Here is a 16,163-nt window from a genome sequence, read left to right on the forward strand (position 1 = left end):
TCAGAAATCCATGCCGCCGGGGCCGTGCGCGTGACCGCCGCCCGCCGCCGCCTTCTCCTCCTTCGGGAGCTCGGCGATGAGCGCCTCGGTCGTGAGCATGAGGCTCGCGACCGACGACGCGTTCTGCAGCGCGGTGCGGACGACCTTCGTCGGGTCGATGACGCCGGCCGAGATCAGGTCCTCGTACGAGTCGCGCGCGGCGTTGTAGCCGAAGCCGCCCTTGCCGTTCTTGACCTTGTCGACGACGATCGAGCCCTCGACGCCCGCGTTCGCCGAGATCTGGCGCAGGGGCTCCTCGATCGCGCGGCGCACGATGCGCACGCCGACCGCCTGCTCGTCGCTGAGCTTGAGGCCGTCGAGCGCCGACTGCGCGCGAAGGAGCGCCACGCCACCGCCGGGGACGATGCCCTCCTCGACGGCCGCGCGGGTCGCGTGGAGCGCGTCCTCGACGCGCGCCTTCTTCTCCTTCATCTCGACCTCGGTCGCCGCGCCGACCTTGATGACCGCGACGCCGCCGACGAGCTTCGCGAGGCGCTCCTGGAGCTTCTCGCGATCGTAGTCGCTCGTCGTGTCCTCGATCTGCTTCTTGATCGTCTCGATGCGGCCCTTGATCGCGTCCTTCGCGCCCACGCCGTCGACGATCGTCGTGTTCTCCTTGTCGATCCGGACGCGCTTCGCGCGGCCGAGATCGTTCAGGGTCACGTTCTCGAGCTTGATCCCGAGCTCCTCGCTGACGACCTCACCACCCGTCAGGATGGCGATGTCCTTCAGCATCTCCTTGCGGCGATCGCCGAAGCCCGGCGCCTTCACCGCCGCGACGTGTAGCGTGCCGCGGAGCTTGTTCACGACGAGCGTCGCGAGCGCCTCGCCCTCGACGTCCTCCGAGAGGATGAGGAGCGGCTTCTGCTGACGCGCGATCGCCTCGAGGACCGGGAGGAGGTCCTTCATGTTCGAGATCTTCTTCTCGGAGATCAGGATGTAGGCGTCCTCGAGGATCGCCTCCATGCGCTCCGGATCCGTCACGAAGTAGGGCGACAGGTAGCCGCGGTCGAACTGCATGCCCTCGACGACGTCGAGCGTGGTCTCGAGGCCCTTCGCCTCCTCGACCGTGATGACGCCTTCCTTGCCGACCTTCTCCATCGCCTCGGCGAGGATCTTGCCGATCGTCTCGTCGCCGTTCGCCGAGATCGTGCCGACCTGCGCGATCTCCTTCGGGTCCTTCGTCGGCTTCGAGAGCTTCTTCAGCTCCTCGGTGATCGCCGCGACGGCCGCGTCGATGCCGCGCTTGAGCTCCATCGGGTTGTGGCCCGCGGCCACCATCTTCGAGCCCTCGCGGTAGACCGCCTGCGCGAGCACGGTCGCCGTCGTGGTGCCGTCACCCGCGACGTCCGACGTCTTGCTGGCGACCTCGCGCACCATCTGCGCGCCCATGTTCTCGAACTTGTCCGCGAGCTCGATCTCCTTCGCGACCGTCACGCCGTCCTTCGTGACCGTCGGAGCGCCGAAGCTCTTCTCGATGACGACGTTGCGGCCCTTGGGGCCCAGCGTGACCTTCACCGCGTTCGCGAGCGTGTTGACGCCGGCGAGAATGCGGTCGCGCGCGGTCGTATCGTAGAGAATTTCCTTGGCTGCCATGTTCTTCGTCTCCGTCTTCCGCTGAAGTCAGTCTTTCGAGATCACTCCACGATGCCGACGATGTCGTCTTCGCGGAGGATCACCATCTCCTGGCCGTCGACCTTGATCTCCTGGCCGCTGTACTTGCCGAAGAGGACGCGATCGCCGGGCTTGACCTCGAGCTTCCGGACCGAGCCGTCCTCGAGGATCTTGCCGCTGCCGACGGCGATCACCTTGCCCTCGACCGGCTTTTCCTTCGCCGTGTCGGGGATGATGATCCCGCCCTTGGTCTTCTCCTCTTCCTTCACGCGCTGGATGAGCACGCGGTCGTGCAGGGGACGAATCGCCATGTCTGAGCCCTCCTTGGGGGTCCGATTTGCACTTCGTTAGCACTCGCACCCGGCGAGTGCTGACAGCGGGCCGGGAACCTAACCTGGGCCCTGCAACGGTCAAGATGGCCCCTCGCGATTTTCTCGCGACGCTGCGGACGCCAATGATTCCGTGCGGTTGCGCCGGTTCGTGGCGGCGCGTTGGCACTCGCGGCGCGCGGCTGCCGACGACGCGCCGGAGACATTCCGGAAACCACCGGAACACTTGGGGAATTCTTCGCGCCGCCGCCTCCGTGCCGTAGATTTTCTCGGCAGAAGCCTCGGAGGTGAGCACCGTGATCGAGACGTTCGCCGACCTGCGGTTCTGGTTTCGTGAGCGGCTGGACGATGCGCTGGGTCGCCACCGGATCGACGCGCCCGAGGAGACCCGCGCCTACCTCGTCGAGCTGCTCGCGGCGATGGGGCTCGGGCGGCGCCGTGCGCCAGGGCTCCGCCCGCTCGCGCTGCAGCTGAAGGACGCGCGCGAAGCGCAGGGCATCGAGCGGCTCCGGCTGTACCGCGCGCTGGGCGACGACGCGCTCTGTCTCGCCGGGCTCTTCCGCGATCACATCGAGGGGCGCGGGCTGAGCGCCGGCTACGTGCACACGATGGGCGGCGGTGCGTACGAGAGCGCCGGCGTGCTCGCGGTGCAGAGCGCGAACGAGGCCGTGCGGATCGACGTCTATCGCGATCTCTCGCGGCGGTTCGCGACGTTCGCGGAGCTGCTCGAGGAGGTCCGCGAGACGACGACGCTGCGCACGCCGCAGGACATCGTGAAGCTCTACGACCGCTGGCGTCGCACCGGCTCGCCCAGGCTCGCGGCGCGGCTGACGCGCGAGGGCGTGTACCCGACGCGCGGCCACGGCGGGGGCTCGGGTGGATCGACGCTGCACTGATGCTGACGCGTATCCAGCACAGGCTCGCGACGCTCTACGACGTCGAGCTCGAGGTCGACGTCGAGGACTTCGTCTGTGACGAAGAGACGGCGCGCTCGCTCGGCGGCGACGACGCGATGCGACGCGGCGAGGTCCTGTTCGTCGTGCCCGACGAGAGCGGCGCGCGCGTCGCGCTCTTCGTCGAGCCAGGCGCGCGTGCCCTCGCGGGCGACGCGTGGATGGCGGACGGTGCGCGGTTCCGAGGCGCGTGCCTCGCGACCGAGGGCGTCAGTCACTTCGTGTACCTCGCGTTCCGCGCGGACCACGAGATCGCGGTGAGCGAGCTGGAGCTCGAGCTGCAGGCGGAGATCGACAAATGGGCGCTCGGCGTGCTCGCGCCGCTCGAAGAGCTCGCGCATCCGATGAGGGGCCGTGGCGCGGCGCTGATCGCGCTCCGTGATCGCAGCCGGCGGCTGCGCGAGCGGCTGTTCACGGGTGCGAGGTTCCTCGACCCTGCGGGCAGCGAGCGCGGCGATCGATATCGTGCGGCCGTGCGGCTCGCGTCGCGTTACGCGCGCGAGCTCGAGGCAGCGAGGATCGATCGCGGCGATCTCGACGGGCTCACGCGCGAGCTGCGGCGCTTCTACCGGCTCGGGGCGCGCGAGAAGATCGAGCGCATCGGATAGCGGCGGCTCGTCTCGCGCTCAGCGGGCCTGCGCTCGAGCGCCCACCCAGCCGCGTTGCCGCAGCGTTTGGGGTGGGGGGCCCCGATCCGGCTTTGCCGGTCGGGGGGAGGGGGTCTTCCAAGACCCCTCCCGAAGCTCACCCGCGCGAGTTCTCGGCGGCCTTGCGCTCGGTGATGAACTCCTCGACGACCTCGTGCACGCGGCGGTTCCAGTGCACGCGCGTCGACGCGATCTCACGCAGCGCGGTCACCGCCGGGCGATTCTTGCTCTGCACCAGCGCGGGCGCGCCCTTCATGATCTGGCGGGCACGCTGGGAGGCGAGGAGGACGAGCGCGAACCGGTTGTCCTCGTTCTGCAGGCAATCTTCGACGGTGACGCGGGCCATCAGGGTTCTCCGGAAGGGGCGCGAGGCTACCAGCTGGTCACGCGTCGGGCAAGCTCACGACGGGGAGGGCACCCAGACGAGCTCGCAGCGCTCGATCTTGATCGCGCTCTTCTTCGCGGCGACGCGGCGCTCTTCGACACGCAGCGCGCCGGGATCCCAGCGCCGCGCGATCTCGAGCTTCGCCGCGAGGTAGTCGCGCTCGAGGTGCTCCAGCGCGAGCCGCGCGCTCTGCACCGCTTCTTCGGCGCGCGCGCGCCGCTCTGCAGACTGTGCGGTCCGCCGCGCTGCGCTGCGCGCGCTGCGCGCCACCGAGCCTCCGCCGAGCATCGCACCGAGCACGCTCGCGCCCGCGTCGACGACCTCGGCATCGCGCGCGAGCTTCGCGTCCGAGAGCCTTCGCTCCGCGGTGCTCAGCTTGTCGCGCGCCTTGTCGATCTTCGCGCTCCACTTCTGCTCGATCTCGCGGTCTTCTTCGCCACGCGCGCGCTGCGCGTCCATGCGGATGCGCGCGAGGAACGACTCGCGCGGCTCGCCGGGGTGCGAGCTCGTGCCCAGGTCGGGCGCGAAGAGCACGGTCAGCGGGCGATCGCGGAGGACGTGCGTCGCGGCCTGCTTCGTCCACGCATCCCACGTCTTCGCGCGCGCGGCCGATGCGGGCAGCGTCGCAAACGGCACACCAGGCTGGGGATCGCGCGACTCGGGCAGCGGCGTCGCGAGCACCCATGCCTCGGCCCAGCGCGGCCCTTCGTCACCGAGCGGCGCGATCAGGTGCGGCTCGAGCCACGCGTCGACGCCGAGCTTCGCGTCGGCGTAGTGCACGCTCGCGCGCACCGCGACGCCCGGGCGATACGCGCGCGGCGCCGGAAGGTCGGCGCGCATCACGAACGACTCGCGGACGTCCGCCGAGAGCACCGGACGACCCGCGACGGCCGGCGGCAGGCTCGCGATCGGTGCCGCGGGCGCAGCGGACGCGAGCGCGCGGAAGTGCTCGCGCGAGAGCGGTCCACGCAAGTACGAGAGCGCCCAGCGCGTCGTGAACAGCTTCGGTCCACCGCCCGCGTGGATGTCGTGGAGGAGGAACGTACGCGGCGCGAGCGACGACAGCATCGTGTCGATCCGCGCGCGATCGAGCCCCGCGCCGGTGCTCGCCGCGACGCCCTCGAGCCCGTCGAGCACGCGCAGCTTGTCGCGCTCGGTCTGCAGGCGACCGAGCATCCAGGTGCCCGCGTTGCTCAGGCCTTTGTAGTCGAGGTCGACCGGGTTCTGCGTCGCGAGCACCACCCCGAGGCCGAACGCGCGCGCCTGCTTGAGCAGCGTGAGCATCGGCGCCTTGCTCGGCGGGCTCGCGACCGGCGGGAAGAACCCCGCGATCTCGTCCATGTAGAGCAGCGCGCGGAGCGACTGCGTGCCCGGCTGCGCGCGCATCCACGCGAGCACCTCGCCGAGCAGCGCGGTGACGAAGAACATGCGCTCGGCGTCCGCGAGGTGTGCGATCGAGAGCACCGACAGGCGCGGCTTGCCTTCACGCGTGAAGAGCAGCGACTGCACGTCGAGCGGCTCGCCCTCGAGGAACCCGGCCATCGACGGCGACGCGAGCGCCGCGTTGAGGCTCACCGCGATCTCCTGCCTCGCGCGCGGCGCGATGACCGAGTCGAGATCCATCACTCCGAGTCGATCGAACGGGGGCGACTGGATCGCGCGGAGCAGCGCGCCGGGATCGAGCGAGCGACCTGCGCGCCACGCGTCGAGGAGCACGTTCGAGACGAGCACGTGCTCGGGGCTGCGCACCGGATCCGCGTCGACACCGGCCAGCGAGAGCAGCGCGGACGCCGTCGCGACGGCGCGATCGCGGGTGCCCTCGTCGTCGCTCCCGGCAGGCGGCGCGTCGAGTGACGGCATGAGCGAGAGCGCGCGACCGAGGCGCGATCCCGGCGTGTAGATCGTGCGATCGACGCTCCCGGCGAAACGCGCGATGCGCTCCGGGCTCTGAGCGCTCGCCACCAGCCCTTCACGCGCGCGCTGGGCGACCGAGGCGGGATCCTCGCCCTCGGGCACGAAGGGCGCGAAGTCCTCGGGCCGCAGCGCCGGGAACGCGAGCTTCAGGTTCCCGAGATCGCCCTTGGGATCGATCGCGATCGCCGGGATCCCGCAGAGCGCTGCCTCCTCGAGCACGATCGCGCCGAGCCCGGTCTTGCCCGAGCCCGTCATGCCGACGATCACGCCGTGCGTCAGCAGGTGTTTCGAGGGATACAGCAGCGCGCTCTGGGACGCGCCGTCGCGGCCGAGGTAGAAGGTGCCGGGCGGGACGCCGTCGGTCATGGGCCGCGCAGGATGCCCGATTCCGGCGCCCCTTGCTCGTCGTGCACCCTCATGGTACGACGTCGGTCCCCGCTGGGGTGTCGTTGCCGAGGTGGGCCCTCTGCTTGCTTTGCAGGGTCCGCCTTTTTCGTTCGCAGAGCTCTCTTCGGAGGGCCGCGTTCTCTCTCCCGAGAGCCGCGGTTTCACTGGAGAGTCGCAGCGGACGGTGGGCGACGACGGTCCGCGGGGGGGCCGGAGACGGCTCGCCCTCCGGGTCTACGGTTCGAGCGCCAAGACACACGACACCACATCAACCGAGTGAACGCCCGCAACGACAGCCCCCTGGACAAGCCTGCGATCGAAGCGATCGCGGAGCCGGTCTGTCGTGCGCACGGCGTCGAGCTGGTCGACGTGCAGTGGACGATGGATCGCGGCGGGCCGGTGCTGCGCGTGCTGATCGATCGGGAGCGCCCGGACATGACGCCCGGCGAGCCCGGGAGCGGGGTGTCGATCGACGACTGCCAGGGCGTGAGCCGCGATCTCTCGACCGCGCTCGACGTGCACGAGAAGGTCGTGCCGAGCGTTCGTTATCGCCTCGAGGTGAGCTCGCCGGGGCTCGATCGGCCGCTGGTCAAGCGCCGCGACTTCGAGCGCTTCGCCGGGCTCGAGGTGAAGGTGCAGACGCGCGTGCCGGTGCCCGGCACCGAGGATCGCAAGAAGGTCCAGGGCGTGCTGCGGGGGCTCGACGGAGACGTGGTGCGGATCGAGGAAGGATCGACGGCCTTCGAGATCCCCTTCGGCGACATCGTGAAGGCCCACGTGGTCTACAGGTTCACGCGCGCTGCTCGCTGAGCGCGCCGTTCGGTCTCGGGAAGAGGTGGTTTCGATGCAGAGCGGAGGGTTCTCGCTGCAGCAGCTGATCGATCAGGTGAGCAAGGAGAAGGGCATCGACCCTCGCGTGCTCACCGAGACGATGGAGCAGGCGATTCTCACGGCCGCGAAGCGGACGTTCGGGATGAACCGCGAGCTCGAGGCTCGCTACAACCCCGACACCGGCAACGTCGACCTCTTCCAGTACATGACCGTCGTGGACGACGTCGGAGACGAGGAGCGCCAGCTCTCCGTCGAGGACGCGCGCCGTCACGGTCTCGAAGCCGAGATCGGCGAGGAGCTCGGCTTCCAGGTCTTCTACCTGCCCGAGGACGCCGACAAGGCGCGCCAGCAGGACAAGGAGTTCGGCGATCTGCTGAAGATGCAGCAGCACCGCCGTGGCTTCGGCCGCATCGCGGCGCAGACCGCGAAGCAGGTGATCATCCAGCGCATGCGCGAGGCGGAGCGCGAGCTCGTGTTCAACGAGTTCAAGGACCGCCGCGGCGAGCTGATCACGGGCATCGTGCGCCGCTTCGAGCGCGGCTCGAACATCATCGTCGACCTCGGGCGCACCGAGGCGATCCTGCCCGCGCGCGAGCAGACGCCGCGCGAGAGCTACCGTCCCGGCGACCGCATCGTCGCGCTGCTGAAGGACATCGATCGCGAGGCGCGTGGCCCGCAGATCATCCTGTCGCGCACCGACGTCGGGCTGCTCGTGAAGCTGTTCGAGATGGAGGTGCCCGAGATCTACGAGGGCATCGTGAAGATCGTCGCGGCCGCGCGCGAGCCCGGCGCGCGCTCGAAGATCGCGGTCACCTCGCGCGACTCGGACGTCGATCCGGTGGGCGCCTGCGTCGGCATGAAGGGCTCGCGCGTGCAGGCCGTCGTGCAGGAGCTCCGCGGCGAGAAGATCGACATCGTGCCGTGGGATCGCGATCCCGCGCGCTTCGTGTGCAACGCGATCGCGCCGGCCGAGGTCTCGCGCGTCATCATCGACGAGGGCGCCACGCAGATGGAGCTCGTCGTACCGGACGCGAAGCTCTCGCTCGCGATCGGTCGGCGCGGCCAGAACGTGCGCCTCGCGTCGCAGCTGACGGGCTGGAAGCTCGACATCATCAGCGACACGCGCTTCCGCCAGATCGAGGATCAGGCGATGACGGCGCTCTCGATGATCGGGAGCGTCGACGAGAACGTCGCGAAGGCGCTGTACCGCGCGGGCTTCCGCAGCATCGACGAGATCCTCGAGGCGTCGGACCAGGAGATCGCGTCGATCGAGGGCGTCGGCTCGGAGAAGCGCGCGGCGCAGATCAAGGCGGACGCGCTCGCGGCCAGCGAGGGCTACCGCCAGCGCCTCGTCGACGAGGCGATCGATCGTGCAGAGCCGCTCAGCGAGCGCGAGATGCTGCTGCTCGTCGGCGGCATCAGCGAGCGCGTGGCGGACGCGCTGGAGCGCGGCGGCTACAAGAGCGCCTCGGACGTGCAGCGCGAGACCGACGTCGATCGGCTTGCGATCAAGACCGGTCTCGGCAACCAGAGGGCGCGCGAGATCAAGGACGCGGTCGCTCGGTTCGTCGAGGAAGACCTCGAGCGCATCCGCCGCGCGCAGCGCGAGCGGGCGGCGTCGAGGCTGCTCGGGCCGGCCGAGGGCGAGGGCGGAGAGCAGGAAGGCAGCCTGGAGGGCTGAGACGGGATGCTGATGGTCGACGAGCAGCAGCGCCGCGGGCGCGGCACGGACGAGCAGGAGGTCGACGGCGACGACGCCGGCGAGGCCTCGTCGCGCGCCGTGTCCGAGCGCCTGTGCGCGGGCTGCCGTCGCACCGTTCCGCGCGAGGAGCTGCTGCGCTTCGCGATCGGCCCGGAGGCGCCGTACCTCGCGCCCGATCCCCAGCGGAAGCTGGGCGGGCGCGGCGTGTCGGTGCACCCGACGCGCGCGTGCATCGAGCTCGCGGCGAAGCGGGGCGGCTTCGCGCGTGCGCTGAAGAAGGGCGTCGCGATCGATGCCGCCGCCCTGTGCGAGAGCGCTGCGGTGCTCTATGTGATGCGCGCCGAGAGCTTGCTCATCGCCGCTGCCCGGCGGAAGAAGCTGGCCATCGGGACCGACGCCGTGCGCGACGCGCTCCGACGTCCGGAGCGGAGCGGCGGGGCCGAAGAGTGCGAGGTCGAGGTGCTGGTGGTCGCGGCGGATGCCGAGGGCCGGCGCGAGGAGCTGCGGGCAGCAGCCGAGAAGCTCGGGAGACGCTGTACGGTGTTGGGAACCAAGGGCTCGCTCGGTCGCCTCTTCGGCCGGGATGAAGTGGGTGTGCTCGGGATCCTCGACCGCGGGATCGCGGACGAGGTGGTGCGCTGTGCCGCGCGCGCGGCCGAGCTGGAGTCACCGGTAGGAATTGGCGATCGGGGCCGTGGCGGGGCCTCCGTTCGCGTGTCGGAGGGCGAGGGCGAATGACGACCACCAAGGTCCGGGTGTACGAGGTCGCGCGCGAGCTCGGGATGGACAATCGCGAGCTCATGAACCGCTTTGCGGCGCTGGGCATCCCGGTGCGGAATCACATGAGCGCGCTCGAGCCGGCCGAGGTCGATCGGGTCAAGCGCGCGCTCGAGAAGGACAAGGCGCAGAACACGGTGGAAGAGCGCATTCGCCCGACGGTCGTGCGCCGTCGTACGGCTGCGGCGCCCGAGCCGGTCGCTGCGGCGCCCGCCCCGGCGCCGGTGATCACGCGCGAGGCGCCGCGGGCCGAGAACGGCCACGCCGCGGTCGCGCCCGTCGCGCCGCGTCCCGTGGCGCCCACGCCGCCTCCGGCCGCTCCGCCGGTCGTCGAGCGTGAGCGCGAGGCCGCGCCGCCCCCGCCGCCTGCGCCCGTCGTGGCCGCGCCCCCGCCGGCCGTCGAGCGCGAGGCTGCGCCGCAGCCGCCGGCTCCGGTCGTCGAGGCCGCCCGTCCCGAGGCGCCGCCTCCGCCGGTCGCTGCGCGCCCGGTCGCGCCGGCCGTCACCGAGGAGCCCAAGCCCGCGCCGGCTCCCGTGCCCGCCCCCGCGCCGGTCGTCGCCGCCCCGACGCCGCCGCCGCCCGCGCCCGTCGCCGCGGCGCCCAGGCCGGCCCCGGTCGCCGCGCCGGAGCGTCCGGCGCCCGCGCCCGCAGCCGCCGCCCAGGCCTCCTCGGGCCCGGCGCTGCGTCCCTCGCAGCCGCCGCCCGCGTCGGTGCGCCTCGCGCACTCGAACCTGCCGCCCGGCGTCGTCGCGCGCGGCAACGTGACCGCGCCGAGCGCGCCGCCGCCCAGCGCGGCGACCGTCTCGCGCATCGTGTCCCAGCACGCCCAGGGCCCCGGCGGCCGCACGCAGTGGACGCCCGACGGCGGGCAGCGTCGCAGGGTCCAGGTCCCCGGCTCGACGCTCGGTCCCCCGGGCCGTCCGATGCCCGGTCAGCGCCCCGGCGCCAAGCGCCGCCCGATGCCCGGCAAGAAGGGCATGAAGACGGAGATCACGACTCCGTCGGCGCAGAAGCGCATCATCCGCATCGAGGACAACATCGCGCTGCAGCAGCTCGCGCAGAAGATGTCCCTCAAGGCGACCGACGTGCTGATGAAGCTCATCCAGATGGGGATGGGCGGCGTGAACATCAACAGCACGCTCGACTCCGACACCGCGAAGCTGCTCGCGAGCGAGTTCGGCTACGAGGTCGAGAACGTCGCGAAGAGCGACGACGACATGATCGCCGAGGCGCGTGGCGCCGCCGGCGCGCAGGAAGACCTCGAGGCGCGCGCCCCGATCGTCACGGTCATGGGCCACGTCGACCACGGCAAGACCTCGCTGCTCGATCGCATCCGCAAGGCGAACGTGGCGGCGGGCGAGGCCGGCGGCATCACCCAGCACATCGGCGCGTACCGCGTCGACACCGGCAAGGGCCCGATCGTGTTCCTCGACACGCCCGGCCACGAGGCGTTCACCGCGATGCGTGCCCGCGGCGCGCAGGCGACCGACGTCGTCGTGCTGGTCGTCGCGGCGGACGACGGCGTGATGCCGCAGACGCGCGAGGCCATCAACCACGCGCGCGCGGCGGAAGTGCCGATCATCGTGGCGGTCAACAAGATCGACAAGCCGGGCGCGCGCCCGGATCAGATCCGCCAGGAGCTCTCGGGCCTCGGCCTCCAGCCGGAGGACTGGGGCGGCGACACGCTCTTCGTGAACGTGTCGGCGCTGAGCGGCGAGAACGTCGACGTTCTCCTCGAGAACATCGCGCTGCAGACCGAGATCATGGAGCTGCAGGCGAACCCGGCGGCGGCCGCCGAGGGCGTCGTGCTCGAGGCGTACCTCGACAAGGGCCGCGGTGTCGTCGCGAACGTGCTCGTGCAGAACGGCACGCTCAACCAGGGCGACCTGATGCTCGCCGGCGTCGCGCTCGGCCGCATCCGCGCGCTCACCGACGATCGTGGACGCCGCGTGAAGAACGCGGGTCCCGCGACGCCGGTCGAGGTGCTCGGTCTGCCGGACCTCCCGCAGGCGGGTGATCAGTTCTTCGTCGTCGCCGACCAGAAGAAGGCGCAGGAGCTGGTCGACGCGCGCAAGAAGGCGGTCGCCGCGAAGGCGAAGACGACCACCGCGAAGGGCCTCGAGGATCTCTACGCCATGATGAAGGCGGGCGAGGTCCAGGAGCTCAACCTCGTCATCAAGAGCGACGTGGCCGGCTCGGTCGAGGCGCTCGTGAAGGCGCTGACGGAGCTCTCGACCGAGAAGGTCAAGGTCAACGTCATCCACACCGGCGTCGGTGGCATCACCGAGAACGACGTCATGCTCGCGACCGCGTCGAAGGCGATCATCATCGGCTTCAACGTGCGCCCGGCAGGTCAGGCGGCGGCCGTCGCGAAGAGCGAGGGCGTCGAGATTCGCCAGTACTCGATCATCTACGAGGCGGTCGACGAGGTGAAGAAGGCCATGACCGGCCTCCTCGCCCCGGTGTTCAAGCAGAAGGAGCTCGGCAAGGCCGACGTTCGCGCCGTCTTCAACATCCCGAAGGCGGGCACGATCGCGGGCTGTTACGTCACCGAAGGCACGATCAAGCGCAACGCGAAGGCGCGCTTGGTGCGCGACTCGGTGCAGGTCTGGGAAGGCACGATCGCCAGCCTGCGTCGCGTGAAGGACGACGTGCGCGAGGTGACGTCGGGCTTCGAGTGCGGTGTCGGCCTCGAGAACTTCAACGACATCCACGAGGGCGACGTGATCGAGTGCTACGAGCTCGAGCAGGTGGCTGCGAGCCTGTAGTCGGAGCGAGGCGCGGCGCCTCGCGCTGCGCCGCGCGCACGGATCTTGGAACGAGCAAGACGGGCCCTCCTGATCGGCATGCCGGCGGGAGGGCCGGTCCGCTTCACGGACCTGCAGAGGAGACGTCGTGGTCGTCGGCGTGTGTCGAATCGTGCTCGCGCTCCCGAGCGTCGACTCGCTCAAGGGAAAGCGCTCGATCGTGCGGCGCATCGTCGACCGCGTGAGGCACAAGTTCAACGCGGCGATCGCGGAGGTCGCGGAGATGGACGCGCATCGTCGTGCAGTGCTGGGGTTCGCGGTGGTCTCGAACGACGCGCGCCACGCGAACTCGATGGTCGACACGATCGTGTCGTTCGTGAGCAGCGCGACCGAGGCGCTGGTGATCGATCGCTCGATGGAGATCGTTCACCTCGAGGACCACTTCGGCGGCGGGCTCGACGCCGCGATCGATCGCTCGTACGACGAGCCGGGCGAGGACGACGACGATGGGCGCTAGCGGAGCAGGTCGTGACAAGCGCATCGCCGAGCGGATCCGCGCGGACGTGATGGATCTCTTGCTGCGCGGTGCGATCCGCGATCCGGACGTGCAGGGCGCCGTCGTGTCGGCGGTGGACGTGACGAACGATCTCTCGGTCGCGCGCGTCTGGCTGCGCGCGCTCGAGGGCGACGTGGACGCGGCGCGGCGCAAGCGGCTCGTGTCCGCGATGAAGCGCGCGGGCGGGTTCATCCGTCGCGAGCTCGGGCGCACGCTGCAGGTGCGTCGCGTGCCGGAGCTTCGCTTCGAGTGGGACGAGGGCGCCGATCGTGCGGCGCGCGTCGAAGCGTTGCTCGACGAGATCGCGATCGAGCAGCGCGCACGGAAGGAGGACGGGCAGTCATGAGCCGTGCACGTGCAGTCGAGCTCGTCCGTGCAGGGTCGCGTTTCCTCGTGACCTGTCACGTGCGCCCCGACGCCGACGCGCTGGGATCGGCGCTCGGCCTCGCGGCGATCCTGCGCTCGATCGGGAAGGACGCGTTGGTCTACAGCCAGGATGGCGTGCCTCCGCTGCTCCAGTTCCTCGACGGCAAGGAGAAGGTCGCGCGCGACGTGCCGCCCGGGCGCTTCGACGCGACGTTCGTGATGGATGCCGCGGCGCGCGAGCTCGTGCCGCCGCTGCCTCCGAGCGAGCGCAGCGGGCCCGTCGTGATCGTCGATCACCACGCGGCGGCCGATGGCTTCGGCGACGTGATCGTGCGCGAGGTCGACGCGGTCGCGACCGGCGAGGTCGTGCTGCGCCTGATGCAGTCGCTCGGCGTGAAGGACGTGCCGCGCGACGCGGCCCAGCCGGTCTACGCGGCGATCGTCGCGGACACCGGCGGCTTCCGCTACTCGGGCACCAACGCGACGACGCACCGGCTCGCCGCGCAGCTGCTCGAGCAGGGCGTCGATCCGTGGCAGGTCGCGTCGCACCTCTTCGAGCGCTGGGCGCCGCAGCGCATGGCGCTTCTCGGCGAGGTGCTGCGCGCGATGAAGATCGAGCTCGACGGACGCCTCGCGATCGTCGCGGTCGATCGCGAGATGATGGCGCGCACCGGCGCGAGCGACGACATGATCGAGGGCATGGTCAACTACGGGCGCATGCTCGAGGGCGTCGAGATCGCCGCGCTGCTCTGGACGCCCGAGAAGGGCCAGGACGTGAAGATCAGCCTGCGCTCGGCGGGCCGTGCGGACGTCGCCGCGCTCGCGGTGACGCTCGGCGGTGGCGGGCATCGCGCCGCGGCGGGCGCGTCGGTGCGCAACGCGGAGCTCGCGACCGTCGTGGCGCGTCTTCGCGACGAGGCCGCGAAGGTGCTCGCGCGACACTGAGACGCCCGTGACGCACGGAGTGCTCGTCGTCGACAAACCTCGCGGGCCGACGTCGCACGACGTCGTCGCGTGGGCCCGTCGCGCGCTCGGCACGCGCGCCGTCGGCCATGCGGGAACGCTCGATCCGATGGCGACCGGGGTGCTCGTCCTCGGCGTCGGCGAAGGCACGAAGCTCACGCCGTACCTGATGAGCGAGGACAAGGCGTACGAGACGACCATCGTGCTCGGCGCCGAGACCGACACGCTCGACGCCGAAGGGCGCGCGACGTCCGAGCACGACGTACCGGCGCTCGATCGCGCGACGGTCGAGGCTGCGTGTGCACGCTTCGTCGGTACGTACCTGCAGCGCGCCCCGGCGGTGAGCGCGATCAAGAAGGACGGCGTCGCGCTGCACGAGCGCGTGCGTCGCGGCGAGGACGTCGAGGCCCCCGAGCGCGAGGTGCGCTGCGACGCGATCGAGGTGCTCGACGTGCGCGCGAGGGAGATCGATCTGCGCGTGCGCTGCGGAAAAGGGTTCTACGTGCGCTCGCTCGGCCGCGATCTCGCTCGCGAGCTGGGCACGCGAGGTCACCTCGGCGCGCTGCGACGCACGCGAAGCGGCGCGTTCGGCGCGGAGGACGCGCTTTCGGGCGAGGTGCTCCAGCGCGCGCGCCGCGGCGACGAGGACGCGCGAGCGCAGGTGCGCGCGTCGCTGCGATCGCTCGAAGCTGCGCTCTCGACGATCGCGCGCCTCGACGTCGGGGCATCGGGCGCGCGCGAGCTTCGCCACGGGCGTGCGCTCCGCATCGAAGAGCCCGTGGTCCGCGAGCCGATCGCCGCGCTCGACGAGTCGGGTGAGCTCGTCGCGATCGTGCGCTGGAGCGAAGGCGCGCTGCGCGTCGTGCGAGGGTTCGCGCCGCGTGCGAGCGTGGAGGGTGCATCGTGAGCGCGAGGACGTGCATCGCGGCGCTCGTCGTGCTCGTCGCGTCGATCGGCTGTGGAGACGATGCGCCCGCCGCGGACGCCGGCTTCGACGCTGCGATCGACGCGGGCCACGACGCTGGATCCGACGCCGGTCCGATGTGCGCGCCGGCGTGCGAGCCCGGCACCGCGTGCTGCGACGACGAGGGAACGCCCGCGTGCGTCGCGCTGGCCAACGACATCCACCACTGCGGCTTCTGCGGCCTCGACTGTCTCGCGACGCGCCGTGGCGACTCGTGTCAGGCCGCGCAGTGCGCGTGCGGCGACTTCCTGCTCGGCTGCGTGGGCACGTTCGCGTCGAGCTGCTGCGTCCCGCCCGAGGGCGGTGGCCCTCCGGTGTGCGCCGACCTCGCGCGCTCCCGCGAGCACTGTGGCGACTGCAACGTCGAGTGCGTCCCCGAGCAGGCCGATCGCTGCGACGGAGGCCGGTGCATGTGCGGCGACGAGCGTCGCGCGTGCGCCGGGACCGACGCGGACCGCTGCTGCGGTGACCGCATGGACGTCTTCTCGTGCGTCGACGTCACGACCGATCGCGATCACTGCGGCGAGTGCGGCAACCGCTGCACCGCGGGCTTCCGCTGCGACGCGGGCGAGTGCGTCCCGCTCTGAGCCGCGTCACCGTCGAGCGCGTTCCCGCTCCGAGCCGCGTGTCCGCTCCCGAGCGTGTCCACTCCGAGCGCGCGCCACACCGAGCGTGTCCACGCCGAGCGCGCCCCGCTCCGAGCGCCCACTCCGAGCGTGTCCACGCCGAGCGCATCCCGCTCCGAGCGCCCACTCCGAGCGCATCCCGCTCCGAGCGGCCCCACTCCGAGCGCGCGCCCCGCACAGCGCGAAAAACGAAAACCCCGGATGCGAAGCATCCGGGGTCCATCGTGCTCGCTGCCCCAAGCGCGAAGCGGCCAGGGGTCGAGAGGGGAGCGGAGCTCCCCCGGGAACTAAGGCGCCGAGCAGATTCGAACTGCTGTATGACGGTTTTGCAAACCGTTGCCTAACCACTTGGCTACGGCGCCG

General features: G+C 71.1%; 15 protein-coding genes and 1 tRNA gene. 11 read left to right on the top strand and 5 right to left on the bottom strand.

The genetic code is table 11. From position 1 onward, the window contains the following. Complete coding sequence (gene groL / locus DB32_RS16520) at positions 1–1,635, bottom strand: chaperonin GroEL (protein WP_053233422.1); 1,635 nt, start codon at positions 1,633–1,635, stop codon at positions 1–3. Positions 1,636–1,676: 41 nt separating this feature from the next. Beyond that, the gene (gene groES / locus DB32_RS16525) at positions 1,677–1,964 is read right to left on the bottom strand and encodes a co-chaperone GroES (protein ID WP_053233423.1); all 288 of its coding nucleotides are present in this window, start codon (positions 1,962–1,964) and stop codon (positions 1,677–1,679) included. Between the two features lie 305 nt (positions 1,965–2,269). Between groES and DB32_RS16530 the strand changes: the two genes are divergently transcribed. Together DB32_RS16530 and DB32_RS16535 are read left to right on the top strand one after the other, a co-directional pair. Next, complete coding sequence (locus DB32_RS16530) at positions 2,270–2,878, top strand: hypothetical protein (protein ID WP_053233424.1); 609 nt, start codon at positions 2,270–2,272, stop codon at positions 2,876–2,878. Beyond that, positions 2,878–3,543: a hypothetical protein gene (locus DB32_RS16535; protein ID WP_053233425.1), complete on the top strand. Its 666-nt coding sequence runs from the start codon at positions 2,878–2,880 to the stop codon at positions 3,541–3,543. Before DB32_RS16530 ends, DB32_RS16535 begins: the two co-directional genes overlap by 1 nt. Before the next feature lie 136 nt (positions 3,544–3,679). Here the strand turns inward: DB32_RS16535 and rpoZ are convergent, their stop codons facing one another. Beyond that, positions 3,680–3,928, bottom strand: coding sequence for a DNA-directed RNA polymerase subunit omega (rpoZ, locus tag DB32_RS16540; RefSeq protein WP_053233426.1), 249 nt, complete (start codon positions 3,926–3,928; stop codon positions 3,680–3,682). Positions 3,929–3,982: 54 nt separating this feature from the next. Continuing rightward, on the bottom strand, positions 3,983–6,247 hold the full coding sequence (locus tag DB32_RS16545) for an ATP-binding protein (RefSeq protein ID WP_053233427.1): 2,265 nt from the start codon (positions 6,245–6,247) through the stop codon (positions 3,983–3,985). A 297-nt stretch (positions 6,248–6,544) separates the two neighbouring features. Here DB32_RS16545 and DB32_RS48260 point away from each other — a divergent pair, with 297 nt between their 5' ends. From DB32_RS48260 to DB32_RS16590, 9 genes are all read left to right on the top strand, one after another. After that, positions 6,545–7,078 carry a ribosome maturation factor RimP gene (locus DB32_RS48260; RefSeq protein WP_053233428.1) on the top strand — a complete coding sequence of 178 codons (534 nt, stop codon included), beginning with the start codon at positions 6,545–6,547 and terminating at the stop codon, positions 7,076–7,078. A gap of 34 nt (positions 7,079–7,112) precedes the next feature. Next, entirely contained in the window at positions 7,113–8,780 is a 1,668-nt protein-coding gene (gene nusA / locus DB32_RS16555) for a transcription termination factor NusA (protein ID WP_053233429.1), read from the top strand. A 6-nt stretch (positions 8,781–8,786) separates the two neighbouring features. Further along, a complete protein-coding gene (locus DB32_RS16560) occupies positions 8,787–9,539 on the top strand; it encodes a YlxR family protein (RefSeq protein WP_053233430.1) in 753 nt (250 codons plus the stop codon). Continuing rightward, positions 9,536–12,346 (top strand): translation initiation factor IF-2, encoded by a 2,811-nt coding sequence (gene infB / locus DB32_RS49965; protein WP_053233431.1) that lies wholly within the window; start codon positions 9,536–9,538, stop codon positions 12,344–12,346. The genes DB32_RS16560 and infB overlap by 4 nt, the downstream gene beginning before the upstream one ends. Positions 12,347–12,473: 127 nt before the next feature. Beyond that, the gene (locus DB32_RS16570) at positions 12,474–12,842 is read left to right on the top strand and encodes a DUF503 domain-containing protein (RefSeq protein WP_075097536.1); all 369 of its coding nucleotides are present in this window, start codon (positions 12,474–12,476) and stop codon (positions 12,840–12,842) included. Further along, positions 12,832–13,227 carry a 30S ribosome-binding factor RbfA gene (gene rbfA, locus DB32_RS16575; RefSeq protein ID WP_053233432.1) on the top strand — a complete coding sequence of 132 codons (396 nt, stop codon included), beginning with the start codon at positions 12,832–12,834 and terminating at the stop codon, positions 13,225–13,227. Before DB32_RS16570 ends, rbfA begins: the two co-directional genes overlap by 11 nt. Beyond that, the gene (locus DB32_RS16580) at positions 13,224–14,192 is read left to right on the top strand and encodes a DHH family phosphoesterase (RefSeq protein WP_075097537.1); all 969 of its coding nucleotides are present in this window, start codon (positions 13,224–13,226) and stop codon (positions 14,190–14,192) included. The genes rbfA and DB32_RS16580 overlap by 4 nt, the downstream gene beginning before the upstream one ends. A 7-nt stretch (positions 14,193–14,199) precedes the next feature. Then, a complete protein-coding gene (gene truB, locus DB32_RS16585; RefSeq protein WP_053233434.1) occupies positions 14,200–15,117 on the top strand; it encodes a tRNA pseudouridine(55) synthase TruB in 918 nt (305 codons plus the stop codon). Further along, positions 15,114–15,761 carry a hypothetical protein gene (locus tag DB32_RS16590; protein ID WP_053233435.1) on the top strand — a complete coding sequence of 216 codons (648 nt, stop codon included), beginning with the start codon at positions 15,114–15,116 and terminating at the stop codon, positions 15,759–15,761. Before truB ends, DB32_RS16590 begins: the two co-directional genes overlap by 4 nt. A 329-nt stretch (positions 15,762–16,090) precedes the next feature. Here DB32_RS16590 and DB32_RS16595 read toward each other — a convergent pair. Beyond that, a tRNA-Cys gene (locus DB32_RS16595) sits at positions 16,091–16,162 on the bottom strand. Position 16,163 lies beyond the last annotated feature (1 nt).

Source organism: Sandaracinus amylolyticus (assembly GCF_000737325.1).
In the GTDB taxonomy this organism is placed as follows: domain Bacteria; phylum Myxococcota_A; class Polyangia; order Polyangiales; family Sandaracinaceae; genus Sandaracinus; species Sandaracinus amylolyticus.